The organism is Raoultibacter phocaeensis (genome assembly GCF_901411515.1).
GTDB classification, from domain to species: Bacteria; Actinomycetota; Coriobacteriia; order Coriobacteriales; family Eggerthellaceae; genus Raoultibacter; species Raoultibacter phocaeensis.
The window spans coordinates 788,309-805,734 of record NZ_CABDUX010000002.1 but is presented as its reverse complement, the minus strand read 5'-3'; the positions used below and the strand labels follow the sequence as shown (position 1 = coordinate 805,734).

15 protein-coding genes are annotated in these 17,426 nt (G+C 59.5%); 5 read left to right on the top strand and 10 right to left on the bottom strand.

Annotated features, from left to right (window positions below):
* The first annotated feature begins 276 nt into the window (after window positions 1-276).
* From FJE54_RS11265 to FJE54_RS11250, 4 genes are read left to right on the top strand one after another with little or no spacing between them, the layout of a single operon-like run.
* Window positions 277-930, top strand: a complete 654-nt coding sequence (locus tag FJE54_RS11265; protein ID WP_139652865.1) for a response regulator transcription factor — start codon at window positions 277-279, stop codon at window positions 928-930.
* A 1-nt stretch (window position 931) separates the two neighbouring features.
* A complete protein-coding gene (locus tag FJE54_RS11260) occupies window positions 932-2,332 on the top strand; it encodes a sensor histidine kinase (protein ID WP_139652864.1) in 1,401 nt (466 codons plus the stop codon).
* Window positions 2,329-3,057 carry a hypothetical protein gene (locus tag FJE54_RS11255; protein WP_139652863.1) on the top strand — a complete coding sequence of 243 codons (729 nt, stop codon included), beginning with the start codon at window positions 2,329-2,331 and terminating at the stop codon, window positions 3,055-3,057. The genes FJE54_RS11260 and FJE54_RS11255 overlap by 4 nt, the downstream gene beginning before the upstream one ends.
* Before the next feature lie 48 nt (window positions 3,058-3,105).
* Complete coding sequence (locus tag FJE54_RS11250; RefSeq protein WP_139652862.1) at window positions 3,106-4,017, top strand: M15 family metallopeptidase; 912 nt, start codon at window positions 3,106-3,108, stop codon at window positions 4,015-4,017.
* 25 nt (window positions 4,018-4,042) lie between these two features.
* On the opposite strand, the gene FJE54_RS11245 is transcribed toward FJE54_RS11250, so the two are convergent.
* The 9 genes from FJE54_RS11245 to FJE54_RS11210 form a co-directional block, all read right to left on the bottom strand.
* A complete protein-coding gene (locus tag FJE54_RS11245) occupies window positions 4,043-4,837 on the bottom strand; it encodes a response regulator (protein WP_139652861.1) in 795 nt (264 codons plus the stop codon).
* Window positions 4,834-6,771, bottom strand: coding sequence for a sensor histidine kinase (locus tag FJE54_RS11240; protein WP_139652860.1), 1,938 nt, complete (start codon window positions 6,769-6,771; stop codon window positions 4,834-4,836). The genes FJE54_RS11245 and FJE54_RS11240 overlap by 4 nt, the downstream gene beginning before the upstream one ends.
* Before the next feature lie 296 nt (window positions 6,772-7,067).
* Complete coding sequence (locus FJE54_RS11235) at window positions 7,068-8,552, bottom strand: aldehyde dehydrogenase family protein (RefSeq protein ID WP_139652859.1); 1,485 nt, start codon at window positions 8,550-8,552, stop codon at window positions 7,068-7,070.
* A 276-nt stretch (window positions 8,553-8,828) separates the two neighbouring features.
* On the bottom strand, window positions 8,829-9,179 hold the full coding sequence (locus FJE54_RS16170) for a hypothetical protein (RefSeq protein ID WP_218971925.1): 351 nt from the start codon (window positions 9,177-9,179) through the stop codon (window positions 8,829-8,831).
* Window positions 9,176-9,721 (bottom strand): BRO family protein, encoded by a 546-nt coding sequence (locus tag FJE54_RS16165; RefSeq protein ID WP_218971924.1) that lies wholly within the window; start codon window positions 9,719-9,721, stop codon window positions 9,176-9,178. Before FJE54_RS16165 ends, FJE54_RS16170 begins: the two co-directional genes overlap by 4 nt.
* A gap of 359 nt (window positions 9,722-10,080) precedes the next feature.
* On the bottom strand, window positions 10,081-11,613 hold the full coding sequence (locus FJE54_RS11225; protein ID WP_139652858.1) for a 2-isopropylmalate synthase: 1,533 nt from the start codon (window positions 11,611-11,613) through the stop codon (window positions 10,081-10,083).
* A gap of 283 nt (window positions 11,614-11,896) precedes the next feature.
* Window positions 11,897-13,498, bottom strand: a complete 1,602-nt coding sequence (gene serA / locus FJE54_RS11220) for a phosphoglycerate dehydrogenase (protein WP_255467405.1) — start codon at window positions 13,496-13,498, stop codon at window positions 11,897-11,899.
* 189 nt (window positions 13,499-13,687) lie between these two features.
* Window positions 13,688-14,770 (bottom strand): 3-phosphoserine/phosphohydroxythreonine transaminase, encoded by a 1,083-nt coding sequence (gene serC, locus FJE54_RS11215; RefSeq protein WP_139652856.1) that lies wholly within the window; start codon window positions 14,768-14,770, stop codon window positions 13,688-13,690.
* Between the two features lie 439 nt (window positions 14,771-15,209).
* The gene (locus FJE54_RS11210) at window positions 15,210-15,746 is read right to left on the bottom strand and encodes a flavodoxin family protein (protein WP_139652855.1); all 537 of its coding nucleotides are present in this window, start codon (window positions 15,744-15,746) and stop codon (window positions 15,210-15,212) included.
* A gap of 147 nt (window positions 15,747-15,893) precedes the next feature.
* Here FJE54_RS11210 and FJE54_RS11205 point away from each other — a divergent pair, with 147 nt between their 5' ends.
* The gene (locus FJE54_RS11205; RefSeq protein WP_180326712.1) at window positions 15,894-16,214 is read left to right on the top strand and encodes a type II toxin-antitoxin system RelE/ParE family toxin; all 321 of its coding nucleotides are present in this window, start codon (window positions 15,894-15,896) and stop codon (window positions 16,212-16,214) included.
* A 214-nt stretch (window positions 16,215-16,428) separates the two neighbouring features.
* Here FJE54_RS11205 and ilvC read toward each other — a convergent pair whose 3' ends face one another.
* Window positions 16,429-17,424, bottom strand: a complete 996-nt coding sequence (ilvC, locus tag FJE54_RS11200) for a ketol-acid reductoisomerase (RefSeq protein ID WP_139652853.1) — start codon at window positions 17,422-17,424, stop codon at window positions 16,429-16,431.
* Between the last annotated feature and the right edge of the window lie 2 nt (window positions 17,425-17,426).

The following is a 17,426-nucleotide window of genomic DNA, read 5'->3' as shown; positions in this document are numbered from 1 at the left end:
AAAGTATGTTTCGTCTGCACCCATCCGTGCACAGACAATCAGTATTTATACCACATTTCTTTGAGCGTGAAAAGGTGTTTTGCAGGCAAGGGCCCATCTGCGGGGGAAATCCACAGATCGCAGGTACCCCGTGGCGGTTGGCAGCGAGACTTGCGGGTCGCACCTGCGGCTCCCAGAAAGGGTATGCCGTTTCCGTGGACCCGATGGACTGCAGGCTGGAGGTTTGCCGTTTTGATGCCGAAACGAGGTATCGTTGTCCTTCAGGAGGTGGTTTCTGTGCCCGCAATTCTCATCGTCGAAGACGAGCCGCCCATCGCAAACCTCATTCGGTTAAGCCTCACCAAAGAAGGCTACGTATGCACCTGCGCATACGATGGCTCAGAAGCGGCCGATCTCATAGAGCGCAGAGCGTTCGACCTCGTGCTGCTCGACGTGATGCTCCCCGAACTCGACGGCTTCGAGCTCATGGAGTACCTGCGCCCCTCCGAGATTCCCGTCATATTCATCACGGCGAGAAACGCACTCGACGACAAGGTGCGGGGACTGCGTGCGGGGGCCGAAGACTACATCGTAAAGCCCTTCGAGATCGCCGAGTTGCTCGCACGCGTCGACGTTGTGCTCAGGCGGTACAAAAAGAACGATACGCTCATCTGCATCGGCGGACTCGAAATCGACACGTACGGCATGCAAGTGCGCAAAGAAGGCGAACCTGTGGCGCTCACGAAGAAGGAGTACGACCTTCTGCTCCTGTTCGCCCAAAATCCCGGTCGCGCGCTTCACCGAGAAACAATGTACGAGCGTGTATGGGGCGATCCGTTCCAGTACGGCAGCAAGACCGTCGACCTGCATGTGCAGCGGCTTCGCAAAAAAGTCGGTTGGGAAGACAGGCTCACCGCCGTGAGCAAAGTCGGCTACCGCCTCGAGGCTTGAGATGACGGTCCGCCTCAAAATGACGGTGTGCATGGTAGGGCTTCTCTCCGTTCTGTTCGGCATCGGAGGAAGCCTGCTCATCGCCCTTTCATTCCAGGATTCGCTCGAACGCGAACAGGAAACCGCCTACGGCGCGTACAATATGGTGCTCGGAACCCTGCAGGTAGTCGATAGCGTAAACGGCCCCCTCGAGGCCGACGACATCACAAGCACGCTCGACCAGCTCACCGCACAAAACGACGTCGGATGGACCGCCCTGCGCGTCTCGACGAGCGAACAGACCGTCTACGAGTACAATGCCGCACACCTCGCGCAGCTCTTTGAGCAGCCCCAAACGGGTACCTCGACCATCGGATACGCTACGCTCGATTCCGGCGTGCATATGGTCGTGCTTTCAGGTGCGCTCGAAGCGGGCGACGAAACGCTGTATGTGGATATATCGCGAGACGTTTCCGCCCTCATCGCGGCGCGCGATGCACAGCTGGTCACCTACCTTTGGGTCTTCTTCGCATTGACGGCGCTCTGCGGTATCCTGTCCTACACGGTCGCACGCCTGATCACACGGCCCCTCGTCGGGCTCTCGCGCGCTTCCCGCGCTATAGCCTGCGGCGACTTGGCGGGCCGTGCGACCATCGCCACGAATGACGAAATCGGCCGTGTGGCTCGCGATTTCAACGCCATGGCAGACACCCTCGAACGCACGATAACCGAACTCGAAGACACGGCCCGAAGGCAGGACCGTTTCGTCGGCAGTTTTGCCCATGAGATAAAAACGCCCTTGACCTCCATCATAGGATACGCTGATCTTCTGCGCGGCCAAACCTTGAGCGAAAGCGAGCAAATCGAAGCAGCCTGCTACATCGTCTCGGAGGGAAAGCGGCTCGAAAGCCTTTCGCAAAAGCTTTTGAGTCTGCTCGTCCTCAAAGGGGAGCAACCCATTCTCGCTCCTGCGAGTCCGAAAGCCCTCATCGAAGGGCTGGCCGCCCGCATGATGCCCTTCTTCGCGAAGAGGGGCATCGAGCTTGCATGCGAATGCGAAGCGGGGCGATGCCTCTTAGACTGCGACCTTGTGTCCTCGCTTCTCATCAATCTGTGGGATAACGCCGCGAAGGCCATGGACGCCTCGGGCGGAACGCTGTTCGTACGCTCGCGCATGATCCCGAACGGCTGCGAAATATGCGTGAGCGACGAAGGTCGAGGAATCCCCCCAGAAGCGATTGAACATGTAACCGAAGCGTTCTATCGCGCCGACGCATCGCGCGCCCGCACCCAGGGCGGAGCCGGACTCGGATTGGCCCTGTGCCAAGAGATAGTCGCCGCGCACAAGGGAAGCATCCGGTTTAGGAGCAGCGTCGGCATTGGAACGGCTGTCATCGTGGAGCTCAAAGGGGGAACGGCATGAGGCGCGCCGGCACAACACTCGCAATCCTGTGCACGCTCGGACTTGTCGGCATCGGAGCCGCCATGCCGCATATCGCAACACATGCGCTCGACCGCGAGCTTGAGCAGAGAACGACGGAGCGCATCAGCAGCAGCCCCTCGTTCGCTTACGGCGATGCACCCGACCTCATCGGTGCGATGGAGCTCTTCGCTTCCGCAGGTTCGCTGATAACGCTCTCCGAAGGCGTGCATATGACCGAAGACGAGGCACGTGCCGCCACCGAAGCTATCCTCGCGCATTTGCAACCATCACCTCACCCCTCCGCCGAACGCTTTGCAAGCCCCCTGCTCGTCACCGATGCGGACGAAGCGGGACTTTCGGGAGTGTACTGGATATGTACCTGGCAGAACAGCAGCGAAATGACGGAATCGATCGTGCTCGACGATGCGACCGGCGATGCAGTCGCGTTCGAACTGAACACAGGCACGTCGACGCTCGCACATACCGAAGAAGGACTCCCCGAAAGCGTCGAGCTCGTCTTGGAGTACCTGCGGCAATGCGAAACGGTGGACACGGCAGAGGTGAACGCGATCGCGCCCGGCACCTATCTCAGCGAATACGCGATCGCCCTTGGCACAACGGCACACGATACCCGCACACCATTCGAAGCGCCCCTCTACGTAAGCGACGATCGGATTTCTTTCAACAACGGATGGCATACCGATGCCGTCGCTATGTCGTCTTGATGGGTCTTCTTCTTAGTATGTCGAAAACAACAGGAAAGAAGGCCCGCCATGGCTCCATCAAAGCGGCTCAGCACACCTGCGCGCACTCGCCCAAACGCGGTCGGACGAAACAGGTGCGCGGGCGCTCGAACGTCCGACTCTTCTGCACGCATCTGTTTCAGCCAAGCCGGCAGACGGCTTGCCTTCGCGGGGGCACTGCTCATCGCGTGCGCGCTTGCGATCGTGTTCGCGTCTTTCGGCTGCGCATCCGCAGCGAATCCGATCTCAAGCGGGGGCGAGCCGGGCAACAACCACGATGACAGCATCCTCGCCGAAGGCGAAGCTGACCGTACGGGAGCCCTGAACGCTTCGCAACCGCCGCTCGCTGAACGCGCGAACAGCACACCGCATCCCGATGACTGGAGCCTTATCCTCGTCAACCCATGGCATCCTCTTCCCGACGGCTATGAACCAACGCTCGTGCATCTCGAACAGGGCTTCTACGTCGATGAGCGATGCGCCGCCGATGCGGCGGCCATGATGGCCGCATGCCGCGCTACCGGGCTCAACCCTTTCATATGCTCGGCGTACCGCTCGCACGAAACGCAGGAAACGCTCTTCTCCACCAACGTGCAGCGGAATCTCGCTGCCGGGCTTTCACTTGAAGACGCCCGAAAAGAGGCAGGGAAAACCGTCGCCGTACCCGGCACGAGCGAACATCAGCTGGGCCTTGCGCTCGACATTGTAGATTTCGCCAACCAGAATCTCGACGAAAGCCAGGAGCGCACGCCCGTGCAGCAGTGGCTCATCGAGCATAGTTGGGAGTACGGCTTCGTGCTGCGCTACCCCATCGACAAAAGCGAAACGACCGGCATCATCTACGAACCGTGGCACTACCGCTACGTCGGAAAAGACGCGGCACGAGAGATGCACGAGGAAGCGGTGTGCCTCGAGGACTACCTTGCGATGATCGGCGGCTGAGAGCGCTTAGCGAAGCCGAATCGCCTCACCATTGACGGGCGAGCATGGCGGCGGTGTTCTCGGCCCATGAATAGTCGGGTAGGTACGTCGTCAAACACGATATCGTGGGATTCCCCTCGATGAAGCGGTAGTAGTCGCAATCCAGCTTCTCCGAGTCCACCGACAAGTGGTTGCGCCTGCGTACGATGACATCGGCTGCACCCACGGCGCGCAAAGCCTTCAGCATGTCGGCTATGATGGTCTGCAGCATCTTCTGATGCGACCGATCGTAGTACACATCCTCCCACAGAGCAGAAGCGATCTGGGCGTTCGTCGCCCCCGCCCCGCGCCGATCAACCAGAAACGCGAACAGCTCCTTGCTCTTGCTGCGCGGGAAGTGCACGGGCACACCACCCGAAAACACCTCGAAACCTCCGAACATCTGCACGTGCAAACGCGGCTTTGCGCGACTGAGCCGGCTCTGCTTCGTTTCGGCCGCGTATGCGAGCTCGCGTTTTAGATCTTCAACCGACATCGGCTTGAGCACGTAGCCGTCGGCATGCAGCTTAAACGCATCTACGGCGTATTCCGAATATCCCGTCACGAATACGATGGCGCATGCCGGCTGCAAGGCCCTCATGCGCCGAGCCAGTTCGAAGCCGTCTTCGCCCGGCAGATTGATATCGAGCAGCGCCACGTCGACCTCGTGCGACTCCATGCACGTGCATGCATCGGCTCCGCTCGAAAACAGCCTGACGTCTTCCACAGCGTCGATTGATGAGAGCTTCTTGCCCAATCCTTCGAGAGCACAGGGCTCGTCGTCAACCGCTATCACGTTCATACGCACATTTCGCTTTCTTCATCGTAGGGAACGACCAAGGTAACCTGAACCCCCGAACCAGGGGTGTTCTCAATATGGAGCGCACCGCCGCAGACCGCCAAACGCGCCTCGACGTTTGCAAGTCCGACATGGCTGCGCGACGGGCTGCCTTCGGCGCCGTGCATCGGTTCGCCCGCCGGGCTCTCGGCGCCGCAGCCGTGCGGCACAGGGGCATCGACTGTGATCCCCGGGCCGTTATCGCTCACCCGCACGAAGCAACGCCCGCCTTCGCGCCACGAGGAAAGTGTCACCGTCCCCTTACCGCCTCGCCTTTGCGATGCACCGTGACGAATGGCGTTCTCCACCAAAGGCTGAACGCTGAGCGGCGGCACCTGAAAATCGTCTGCTTGCACATGGTAGTGCACCTCCACGTTGGGAAACCGCAGCTGTTCAATGGCTACATAGTGGGCAAGGTGCTCGAGCTCTCGCTTGAGGGGAATGAGCGGCTCGCCCGTAAGCGAATCCATGTTTCCGCGCAAGTACTGCGCAAATTCCTGTACGGTTCGCGCTGCTCGCGGCGGATCGGCCTCGCACAAAAATTCGATGGCGTTCAGCGCGTTGAACAGGAAGTGCGGCTGGATTTGGGAAAGCAGAACCGCAACGCGCGATTGTGCAACCTCCGATTCCATCCGCTGCGCTCGTTCTGCCTGAAGTATCTGGCCTCGCGCGAACGCGAACAGCGCTACAAACCGCACCGCAACCGCTATGAGAATGCCCCCGCACAGCCAAAGCCCGGTTGTCACGCCTCCCACCAGAAACGAGGCACCCTCCACGAACATGCCCGCCGCACACGGCAATACCACCAAGGCCGCATCAACCTCGATGTGTCTGCGTCTCTTCCACGCGTCGCGGGCGAGCAGCGCAGCCGCCGCCACGCAGGCCAGAATGAACAGCGGTACGATGGCGATGTTCGCATTGTAGAGCGACACGACCCCACAAAGCCGCAGCACGATAGCCGCAATCAGCACTCCTGTTGCAAGGCAGAACAACGCCCTCACCACCACTCTCGTACGACCCCCCACGCGCGAGGCGACGAAGGCGAGCAGAAGCACGCCCAAAACGTCTTGCGCGAGCAGGCTCACCGTGGTGGTGAACGCCGGATGGGGAACGAGCAGCGTGATGTAATCGAAGCAGAAGAATATCCACACGCCGCCCACGAGCACGTACAACGCGAACCTCAGGCCGCCCTCCTCTTTCGGCACGCCGATGAGGTGGCCTACGCTCGCCACGAGGAAGAGCACCAACCCTGCCACGAGTACTACGAGGCCCGAAACGAACATGGGAAGATAGCGCTGTACCATAGCGAAGAACAGGGCGTTCGCATCCCCCGCGTGCAGGCTGTCAAGCGCAATGGCGTAATCGCCCAGCGCGCAATACCCGGAACTGCTCGACAGACGGATCTCGACCTCGTCGTCGGCGGAGATGCCAGGCGAGGCGAATCCCACCCAGCCCAACAGCGGCTCGCTTGCAGGCCCCGCATCGCCAATGCCCGGTGACGAGAACACCTCGGTACCGTTGACCGAAAGCGCGTACGCAGTGCTGCTCAGGCGCACGTTTATGCGCTCCCCCGCCGCGCTCTCGACCCCAAGGCTGCCGCGCACCACGATGGAGCTTACGCCGACACCCTGCGCTTCGAGTTTCTGTCCCGTCTCATAAGGCCTCCAAGGGCCGTCGTCGACGCGGTACGAACCGGAAAGCACAAGGGACCGTATGTCTCCCGAAACATGAACCGCGGACACGTCAGCAGCCGATACGCGCTGCCACGATGCGGCGAATGCCAGCGCCAACAGCACTGTCAACAGCATCGCACTCGCCGCAAGCGCCGCCCTGCTCGGATTCTCGCGCACCCATGCAACCAACAGGCTCGGCTTGCAGCAACCGAGTTCTTCGTCCATGCATCGCCTATTCACGTTGTGTTTGCCTACGTTTCCCAAGTCACCGCTGCGCTGCAAGAAACGTATTTCGGAAAACGCCTAAGCGCTCCCACGCCCAATAATCGGGTAGTATATCACCTCGTCAAAAGCACATGTACATCAGATCAACACCAGCTTTCGCCTTAAGCGATAAAAGGTAAGCGTTCTTGTTGTAGTTTCATCTGAAAGCACGCATCGAGCAGGAAATATCATCGGGCACCGCACTCTGCGATGCCCGATTGAACGTACAGTATGAGTCTGACTCGATGCGCCGGCCGCTACTTCGCCGGGTAGAATCCGCTCGGCTCTTCACCTAGGTTGATCATGATGTTTTTGGCCTGCGAGTAATGCTCGAGCATGACCTTGTGCGTCTCTCGGCCAATGCCGGATTCCTTATAGCCGCCGAACGGCGCACCCGACGGAATCTGGTTGTACGTGTTCACCCACATGCGGCCGGTCTGGATACCTTGGGCAACGCGGAAGGCGCGGTTGATATCGCGCGTCCACACCGCACCGCCGAGGCCGTAAACCGAGTCGTTGGCCATATCGATGACTTCCTGCTCGTCCTTGAACTTGATGACCACAGCCACCGGCCCGAATATCTCCTCTTGAGCCACACGGCACGAGTTGTTCGGGACTTCGAGCAGCGTCGGCTTCAAGAACGCGCCTTTGGCAAGCTCCCCTTCGCACGCCCGCTCGCCGCCGACGAGCACTTTGCCGCCCTCGTCCTTCGCGATCTGGATGTAATCGAGGATCTTGTTCATCTGACCCTCATCGATCTGGCTGCCCATCTGGGTGTCGTCCTCCCACGGAAGGCCTACCTTCACGTTCTCGAACGCATGCACGGCGTCTTCCACGAACTTGTCGTAGATGTCCTCGTGCACGAAGATGCGGCTGCCGGCGCAGCACACCTGACCCTGGTTGAACAAAATGCCGAGCTGGATGCCGTCGAGCATCATATCCCACTTCGCATCGGGGAAGATGATGTTCGCGGATTTACCGCCGAGCTCGAGCGTGGCGGGAATCAGGCGCTCGGCTGCCGCAAGGGCGACGTCGCGGCCGACCTCGGTGGAACCGGTGAACGCGAGTTTGCTGATCTTCTTGTTCTCCAAAATGTACTGGCCCGACTTCGAGCCACGGCCCGTGAGCACGTTGAACACGCCGGCGGGAATAACATCCTGCGTGAGCTTCGCAAGCTCGAGTACGGTAAGCGAGGTCGTCGAGGAGGGCTTGAACACCGTGCAGTCGCCCGCTGCCAGGACGGGGGCGAGTTTCCACGCGGCCATGAGGAACGGGAAGTTCCACGGCACAATCTGGCCGACAACGCCGATGGGCTCGTGGAACACGAGCGACATCATGTTGCCGGGAAGCATATCGGCCTCACCGGTGTCAGCCAAAAGCACACCCGCGAAGTAACGGAAGTGATCTACGGAAAGGGCTACGTCGATCGCACGGGTCTCACGGATCGGCTTGCCGTTGTCAAGCGTTTCGAGCATCGCGAAATGCTCGGCGTTTTCTTCGATGATATCGGCAACCTTGTTCAGGATGATCGCGCGTTCGGCCTTCGTGGTCTTGCCCCACGTTTTGAACGCGTCCCATGCGACGTCGACGGCATGATCGACGTCTTCGCGCGTCGCATCGGCAATGGTAGAGAGCTTCTCACCGTTAGCGGGACAGTAGACGTCGAGCGTCTTGCCGTCAGAGGCATCGACCCATTCGCCGCCGATGTAGAGTTGATAGGAATCTTGAGCAGGGTTGTTCATACGGTTTCCTTTCGTACGATTGGTGCGAGCTAAAGGCTCGCTCTGCCGAGCTGGAATCCAGCCATGGCTACACCATACACCCCAGATGAGGATAGGATATGATGCGATAGGGAACCGTTACCGATCGGCGCGCAAACGGTATGATTTGCTACTTGATCGGTGCCGTATTTGAGCGCGAACAAAACAGTGGCACGGAATGCCGCACTAAATCGGCGAACGGCGCTTCTCCCCATGCACCCTTATACGGTATCGACCGAATGCCATTCGAGCGAAACCTCAGGAATCGGGGCGTTCGTCAACGTCCCCGCGCATCGGTCCGACTCCAACAGGAAACCCCCTTGCGCCTTCCTCGAGCGCGCGGCCCTCGCCCATCACACGGCGCTCGAGCTTCTTCACGTCTTCTTCGGGCGGCAACTCTTCGGGCCTGATGCCACGCTGCCCGAGAACACCACGAACGCTCTCGTTGTTCTGCACATGCTCGCGGGCAATGGGAGGCTCACCCCGAAGATCCTTCCGTACTGCGTTATGGCTCGTCATCTCTGTTGCGAGCTGCTTGGCCGCAAGCGTAACCGAAGGCAGGTGGTCTGCGAGCGGCTTTGCGCCCTTCACGCCGAGTCGCTTCTTCATGTCTGCCGTTGAATGTCCGCCGAACAGGGCGGCATCTCCCTTCGAACGTATGCGTGCAACCCCGCACCATCCACTCCGCGTTCGTAGGCGATACGCGAGAACACTTTTTCGGCTTCGGTAAGCTGCCCGCGAATCGCTATCCGGGCGAGATTTGCCATACGCTCCTCGATGAGCTCCTGTTTGCGCGTTTGCAGAGCAAAGTAGCTTTGGGCGAAGGCGATCTCCTCCTTGCGGGGATCGCCGTTCTGCGCAATCAGGTAGCAGGCATAGCGAGTGAGCTTGTAATCGTTCACTTCACGCTGGGAACCGCTACCCAGTTCGACCATTTTGCTGACGCCAGCAAAATGATGTTCACCTGCAGTTTTGGCGCTTTGTGCCGATACCATTGCCTTCTTGACAGCGGCCTCAAAGTTGCGCCATTGCGTATACCCCAAAAATCCCATGATGTCGCGCGCGTACCAGTATTCGACACCGCTCCCCTCATCGATATGCGCCAGATCATCCAGCGTCATCGCCCGTTTCTCAATATCGGACCGTTCCATAGAACACCTCCCAATCGGCCCTTACGCGCTAACAGGAAGAATCGCCGCAAGGGACTGCTCCGTTTCTCAGAGATCTTGCGGACGTGGTACGGGCAGCGCGGAGTACCGCTGCCACCTATGGGCATCCTCGAATGATGCGTCTGCACTGGCTCTTTTCGATAAGGCTAAGTATAGCATATCATGGAACATTTGTACGGTTTATAAATGTAACTCCGAAATAATTAGTGACGCTTGAAATACTTACCGAGCAGCTCGCCCCGATCTCTAAGAAGCAACATCGAACAATGCTATAGCAACGCAAAAGCGGCTCGGATCGCATGACCCGAGCCGCTTCGCACGCGCTTCAGATAGTCCGTTTCCTACTTGCGATGTTCTTTCTTGTCGTTCAGCAGGCGGTTCAATGCGTTCAGGTACGCTTTGGTGGACGACACGACAATATCGCCGTCCGAGCCGCGACCGGTGTAGATGGTGCCTTCGAGATCATTCACGCGGATCGTCACCTCGCCGAGCGCATCGATGCCGCGAGTGACCGACTGGACTGCGAACTCGGTGAGATCGTTATCCACCTGCACGATCTTATCGACCGCCTTGCACATCGCGTCGATCGGGCCTGTACCGAACTCGCAGGCGGTCACTACCTGGTCGTCTTGGTTGCGCAGCGTGACCGTTGCGGTAGGCATGAGCGGGAAGCCGCAGCTGATCTGCACGCCTTCGAGCACGTAGATCGCGTTCTCGTTGCGGTCGCGCTCGTTTACGAGGCTCTCGAGGTCCTCGTCGTAGACTTCCTTCTTCTTGTCGGCCAGATCAAGAAACGCGTGGTAGATCTGGTCGAGCGATTCGCCTTCAAGGCTGTAGCCCAGCTCGTCGAGACGGTGTTTCAAAGCCGCATGGCCCGAGCGGGCCGTGAGCACAATCTGGCTCTGCCCCGCCCCCACGTCGGCCGGATCGATGATCTCGTAGGTGTCGCGCTTCTTGAGCACGCCGTCTTGATGGATACCCGAGGAGTGCGCGAATGCGTTTGCCCCGACGATCGCTTTGTTAGCCTGCACGTTCATACCCGTGATCGAAGAGACGAGGCGGCTTGCTTTCAAGAACTCGCGCGTGTTCACATCGGTATGAGCATCGAGCTCCTGCTCGTGCATACGTATGGCCATGACCACTTCCTCCATGGCCGTGTTACCCGCGCGCTCGCCAAGGCCGTTGATCGTGCACTCGATCTGCGTCGCTCCGTTTCTCACGCCGGCCATAGCGAGCGCGGTTGCCATACCGAGGTCGTTGTGGCAGTGCACGGCAACCGTCACGTTCTCGATGCCGTCCACGTTGTCCATGAGGTACTTGATGCGGCGTCCGAATTCTTCGGGCAGCGAATAGCCCGTGGTATCGGGTATGTTCACCACCGTCGCACCGTTGTCGATGGCGGTTTGGATCACGCGCACAAGGAAATCGTAATCGGAGCGACCGGCGTCTTCGGCATAGAACTGCACGTCCTCGACGAATCGCTTCGCGTACGACACGCAGTGCGCGGTGCGCTCCAGGCACTCCTTCTCGGTGATGCGGAGCTTGTCTTGCAAGTGGCTCGGGCTCACGCCGATGCCGGTATGGATGCGGGGACGCTTCGCGTACTTGAGAGCATCGGCCGCAGAATCGATGTCCTTGTCCACCGCACGGGTAAGTGCGCATACCGTTGCCTGGTCGCCCGCAAGCTCCGCGATGCGGCGTACGCTCTCGAAATCACCAGGGCTCGAAATGGGGAAGCCCGCCTCGATCACATCGACGTTAAGTCGTAGAAGCTGACGCGCGACAACCAATTTCTCTTCCGTGTTCATTGAAGCGCCCGGCGACTGCTCGCCGTCGCGCAAGGTGGTATCGAAGATATTGATCTTGCGTGTCATGTGCTGCCCTTTCTGATCTCTCGGAAACGATTCGACTATCATAGCAAACTTGTCGGATTGCTCCGCGAAATTCCTAACAAGGCACCTAATTCATCACGATGTTGCCACTTCACGGATGAGGATATGGATGTGCCGCTGCATTCGAGCACGTCGGCGCATCCGATGAAGGCGCCTCTCTCCCGCTGCGCATGGTCAAGTAGGGCGGCCGCTCACCCGAGCAGCTTGAAGATGCATGCGCCGCCCGAAGGCGGCGCATCTCGAGTCGTTGTTTTCAGGGACGAAGCTACAGCTTCACGTACCACAGGTTCTTGAGATCGCCCAAGCCCTCGGAAAGCTTCTGCATGATTCCCTCGTCCATGTCGCCCTCGACGTTCATGTACACGAGCGCATTCTTCTCTTTCTCCTTCATGCCGACCTGCATCGTAGTGATGTTGATGCCGGACTGACCGAGAATGGTGCCGATGGTGCCGATCTTACCGGGCGCATCGACGTACTCGAAAATGAGCGATTGGGACGCAGGCGCGATGTCGATCTGGTAGCCGAACAGAGAGACGATGCGCGGGACCTGGGCGGTATCGGCGAGTGTGCAGGATATCTCAGTGCCGTCGGCGACGATCGTGACTGCGGAAGCATAGCCCTGCGCATCTGCGCTTGACAGGGTATCGACCTTGATACCGTGGCGTTTTGCGACCGCTTCGGCGTTCACGGGCGTGACAGCGACGTTCTTGTACGAGAGGATGCCGCCCAAGGTTCCCGCAACGAGGATCGAGGGGTCGGCGCCTGCAAGCGAACCTGCAGCCGTAAGCTTGAGGTACTGCGGGATGTCGCCGTCGATCTGCGCGAGCATCGAGCCCATGAGCTGGCAGGCGGGAACGTACGGCCCCACCGCATCCATGATCTCAGGCGGCACGAGCGCCATGTTCACCGCAGTCGGCACGATGGAGCCCTCGAGGCCTGCCGCCACATACTCGGCGGTCTGCATGCCTGCGCGCAACTGGGCCTCTTTAGTGGAAGCCCCGATGTGCGGCGTCAATATGACGTTGTCGAACTCGTGGAGCGGGCTTGCCGTACACGGCTCGGTTTCATACACGTCAATCGCCGCGCCGCCGATCTTGCCAGCGGCCACGAAATCGGCAAGCGATTCGATGTTGTAGATGCCGCCGCGCGCCGTGTTCACGAGGATGACGCCGTCTTTCATGGCCGCGTACTGGTCGGGGCCGAACATGCCGATGGTTTCCTTCGTTTTGGGAAGGTGCACCGTGATGAAATCGGCTTGGGGCACGATGTCGTCCACGTTGTCGAACAGCTTCACACCGAGCTGCTCGGCCCGCTCGGGACTACAGTACGGATCGTAACCGATGAGGTTCATGCCGAATGCCCGAGCCCGCTCGGCAACAAGGCCGCCGACGCGGCCGAGACCGAAGATCGCAAGCGTCTTCTCGAACAGCTCAGTCCCCGTGAACTGCGAACGCTCCCACTTTCCCTCCTTCATGGAAGCTGCTGCTTGAGGAACGTTTCGCGCACACGCGAGCATGAGCGCCATGGTATGCTCGGCGGCAGAGACGATGTTCGACGTAGGCGCGTTGCACACGATGACGCCGCGTTCGGTGGCGGCCTCCACGTCCACGTTGTCGATGCCCACGCCCGCACGCCCGATGATCCGAAGATTCGATGCCGCTTCGATGACCTCGCGGGTAACCTGGGTGGCGCTGCGTACGATGAGCGCATCGTATGAGGGAATCGCAGCAACGAGCCCTTCGGGGGTCAGTTCGAGCGAAACATCCACTTCGTAGCCTTTGCCGCGCAGCATATCGAGACCGGCATCCGCGAGTTTCTCGGTAACCAGCACCTTCTTCGCCATAAGGGCAACCACTCTTCCTTCCATCGGCCGACCAGGCTACTAACGTGCAGCCGCATCGGAATCTCATCATTGCAAACAATGCACGGGCCGCAACATAGCCCACGCGCAGCGGTAAGCATTCTAGCGCATAACGCAGCGCGTTTTCGCCCGCTTCAGAATTCGGAACGCCCATCGGCACAAAAACACGCTGCCCTTCGCCATGCAAACGCCAGTTTACACGTGCGCCTTCTCGAAGCCATCCATGAACTCGACGAGCTTCTCGACGCCTGCTTTCGGCATGGCGTTGTAGATGCTCGCACGCATACCCCCGACCGAACGGTGGCCTTTGAGGTTCACGAGGCCCGCATCCTTCGCCTCGGCTACGAACGCCGCATCGAGCTCATCGGAGCCGGTGACGAACGGCACGTTCATGAGCGAACGGTCCTCTTTGCGAACCGTACCCTTGAAAAGCGTGCTCTGGTCGAGGTAGTCGTAGAGGATGGCCGCCTTTTCTTTGTTGCGCTCGCCGATGGCCTCGAGACCTCCCTGGTCCTTCAACCACTTGAACACCTTGCCGCAGATGTAGATGCCGTAAGCGGGCGGCGTGTTGTACAGCGAATCGGCATCGGCCTGGGTCTTCCACTTGAGCATGGTCGGCGTACCCTCAAGCACGTCATCCGAAATGAGGTCCTCGCGGATGATGTCGATCACCACACCTGCAGGCCCGATGTTCTTCTGAGCACCGCCGTACATGACTCCGTACTTCGTGATGTCGACGGGCTCGGACAAGAAGCACGACGAGACGTCGGCCACGAGATCTTTGCCCTTAGTGTTAGGCAGCGTATGGAACTTCGTGCCGTAGATGGTGTTATTCTCGCAGATGTACACGTAATCGGCATCGTCCGAAATCGGCAGATCGGAGCAGTCGGGAATATAGGAGAACGTCTCGTCTTCGCTTGAGGCGATAGCACGGGCATCGCCGTAGATAGCGCCTTCTTTCCACGCCTTCTTGGCCCATGAACCGGTGATGATGTAATCGGCCACGCGATTCTTCATGAGATTCATCGGCACAGCTGCGAACTGCTGCGAAGCTCCGCCCTGCAAGAACAGCACTTTGTAGTTCTCGGGAATGCCGATGAGCTCACGCAGGTCGGCCTCGGCGTTCTCGATGATTTCCGCGAAGGGCTTCGACCGATGGCTCATCTCCATGACCGACATGCCGCATCCTCGGTAATTGAGCATCTCGGAAGCTGCTTCGGCGAGCACCTCTTCCGGCAAAACTGCGGGACCTGCAGAAAAATTGTACACCCTACCCATGTTCGCGATCTCCTCTTCTCCCTGTTGTTTCCGCTTTCCGGATTGACACGACTGCACGCCGTGCATCACCCGCAAGAGCCTCGGTTATCATGGCATTGTAATACGGAACGCCGCGCTGCGCGCTCACCATGCAAAAAAGAACAGCGGGCGGCGCAGATGGGCCGACCTTGGCTTGAAGCCGAGATTCACCGGTTCGCAGCACCTTCGCTGTCCGCCAACCGTCGATAAACGACATTTTTGGATCAATTTTTCAAATCAGAAAATTCCGATCAGGCTTTATTCGGTTTCCGCATAGATGAAATGTCGTTTAACGGGCCTTGGCGGACACCGAGCCGTCTTTTCGCTTCCAAGCTGATGCCTGCACATGTTTGCCTAAGCACCCCGTATCGTTGCCGAGCGCTTCTAGCGCTGCACGACTTCCCAACGGCGGGCGAAAGCCTTACAGGCTCGCGCCGAGCTTGCGGGCTTTCCCCAAACCGGGGTTTCCCGCAATCGCGCCCTTTTCGAACACGCTGCCGACCGCGACGACCCCCTTGTCTTCCATGCCCGAATACGCGGTGAGGGCGCGGTACGTATCGATGATGTGTTTGGATATGGAGTGGTCCTTGTCCTCGAATGCGCACAGAAGCACCGTCGACTTGACGGAAAACGGCTTGGCGATGCCGCAGAACATGCGGTCCATGAACGCTTTGATCTGCGCGGAGAAGGTGAAGCAGTAAATGGGCGTCACGTAAGCGAGCGTATCGCATCGATGAAGCAGCGGATAAGCTTTTTGCATGTCGTCGGACTGGCAACACGCGCCATCGTGGGTGAAGCAGTAGTTGCACCCGAGGCACCCCTTGACATCCGCACGCCCCGCATCGAAACGTACGACGGAGTTTCCCGCCCCTTGCGCGCCCTCGGCGAACGCATCCGCGAGCATCGACGTATTCCCGCCCACGCGCGGGCTTCCCGTAACCACCAGTATATCCGCCATCAACAACCTCCTCGGTTGAATTCCTCCTGATGCTTCTCAGTCTAGCCTATGCAGAGACTTTCGTTTTCGCGATTATCCAAGAAAGCCAAGCGGCCCTCAACGAGAGGATCCGTACCGTCATCGAAGCGCTCGAAGCGTAAACGCATCATGCTTGCGCCCACATATCGGCCAAGAGCCGCCTACGATATCGAATCCGCCGTCATATACATTGGAGTGATACTCGACTCGCCTCAGGCAGCCCGCACGTGGTACGAAACCCTTGTCGCAAAGGTTGACCTCCTCTGCGAGTTTCCCGACCTCGGAAGACGCTTCGACGACGAGCGTCTGTCGACGAGCGGGATGCAGACGTATCTCGTCGGATCGTATCGGCTGTTTTACTCGTACGGCGAAGACGGGCTCACCGTATGGCGCGTCGTCCACGCCTCGCAAGACATCGACGACTACGCGCTTGTTGATCTCGCCGACTGACCGTGCGCAGAAGCAAGATGGCCGGCTGCGATTCGGGCGGTCGGGTGCCGACGAAGGTACCGCTGCGCAAGGCCCATCGTCGGGTGTAAAACGGCCCCAGGTTAACAGACCCTGGAGCCACGTTTTCATCGTCTGTCACCGCACCTGTTCGGCGCAGGCGTGATAGAGTCCAGCTGAGCGCGCCCTGTTCGGCGCAGGCGCGACAGCATCCGTCTTAGCGTTTGATCCAGCTGAACATCGAGCGGATATCGGCACCAACCTTCTCGATTTGGGCATCCGCATGCTCTTTGCGCTGCTCTTTGAGCCACGTCTGCCCGTTTCTCGAATCCTCCATGAACTCGTGGGCGAACTCGCCGTTCTGGATGCGCGTAAGGATGGTTTTCATGGCGGCCTTCGATTTGTCGGTGATCACCTTCGGACCCGCGTAGTAGTCGCCGTACTCCGCGGTGTTCGAAATCGAGTAGCGCATATTCGCCATGCCCCCCTCGTACATGAGATCTACGATGAGTTTCATCTCGTGGAAGCACTCGAAGTACGCCATCTCGGGCGGGTACCCCGCCTCGACGAGCGTCTCGAATCCCGCGTTGATGAGGGCGGTCACGCCGCCGCAGAGCACGGCCTGCTCGCCGAACAGATCGGTCTCGGTCTCGTTTTTGAACGTGGTCTCGATCACCCCGGCACGGGCGCCGCCCACGCCCCATGCGTACGAAAGCGCCGTCGCCATCGCGTTGCCGGATGCGTCTTGGGCAACGCACGCCAAACACGGCACGCCCGCACCCTCGACGAACACGCGGCGAACCATGTGGCCAGGACCTTTCGGAGCGATCATGATCACGTCCACGTCCGCCGGGGGTTCGATGTAGCCGAAGTGGATGTTGAAACCGTGCGCGAAAGCGAGGGTATCGCCCGCCTTCAGATTCGGCTCGATCTCGGCCTTGTAGGTATCGGCCTGCGTCTCGTCGGGCGTGAGGATCATGATGAGATCGGCTTCGGCCGCAGCTGTTGCGATGTCTGTGACCTTGAGTCCCGCTTCCTCGGCATCGGCGCGCGAAGACGATCCCTCGCGCAGGCCGACGCGCACGTCGCAGCCCGAATCCTTCAGGTTGAGCGCATGGGCATGACCTTGCGACCCGTAGCCGATGACGGCGATCTTCTTATCCTGGATGATGCTCGGATCGCAATCGTTTTCATGGTATACCGTTACAGCCATAG

Coding starts and splice junctions, on each gene's coding strand:
- serA (WP_255467405.1), bottom strand. CDS start 13,498: ATGGAAGGAAGAGTGGTTGCCCTTATGGCGAAGAAGGTGCTGGTTACC.
- FJE54_RS11250 (WP_139652862.1), top strand. CDS start 3,106: ATGGCTCCATCAAAGCGGCTCAGCACACCTGCGCGCACTCGCCCAAAC.
- FJE54_RS11255 (WP_139652863.1), top strand. CDS start 2,329: ATGAGGCGCGCCGGCACAACACTCGCAATCCTGTGCACGCTCGGACTT.
- FJE54_RS11260 (WP_139652864.1), top strand. CDS start 932: ATGACGGTCCGCCTCAAAATGACGGTGTGCATGGTAGGGCTTCTCTCC.
- FJE54_RS11205 (WP_180326712.1), top strand. CDS start 15,894: ATGCTTGCGCCCACATATCGGCCAAGAGCCGCCTACGATATCGAATCC.
- serC (WP_139652856.1), bottom strand. CDS start 14,770: ATGGGTAGGGTGTACAATTTTTCTGCAGGTCCCGCAGTTTTGCCGGAA.
- FJE54_RS11235 (WP_139652859.1), bottom strand. CDS start 8,552: ATGAACAACCCTGCTCAAGATTCCTATCAACTCTACATCGGCGGCGAA.
- FJE54_RS11240 (WP_139652860.1), bottom strand. CDS start 6,771: ATGGACGAAGAACTCGGTTGCTGCAAGCCGAGCCTGTTGGTTGCATGG.
- FJE54_RS11245 (WP_139652861.1), bottom strand. CDS start 4,837: ATGAACGTGATAGCGGTTGACGACGAGCCCTGTGCTCTCGAAGGATTG.
- ilvC (WP_139652853.1), bottom strand. CDS start 17,424: ATGGCTGTAACGGTATACCATGAAAACGATTGCGATCCGAGCATCATC.
- FJE54_RS16165 (WP_218971924.1), bottom strand. CDS start 9,721: ATGGAACGGTCCGATATTGAGAAACGGGCGATGACGCTGGATGATCTG.
- FJE54_RS11210 (WP_139652855.1), bottom strand. CDS start 15,746: ATGGCGGATATACTGGTGGTTACGGGAAGCCCGCGCGTGGGCGGGAAT.
- FJE54_RS16170 (WP_218971925.1), bottom strand. CDS start 9,179: ATGAAGAAGCGACTCGGCGTGAAGGGCGCAAAGCCGCTCGCAGACCAC.
- FJE54_RS11225 (WP_139652858.1), bottom strand. CDS start 11,613: ATGACACGCAAGATCAATATCTTCGATACCACCTTGCGCGACGGCGAG.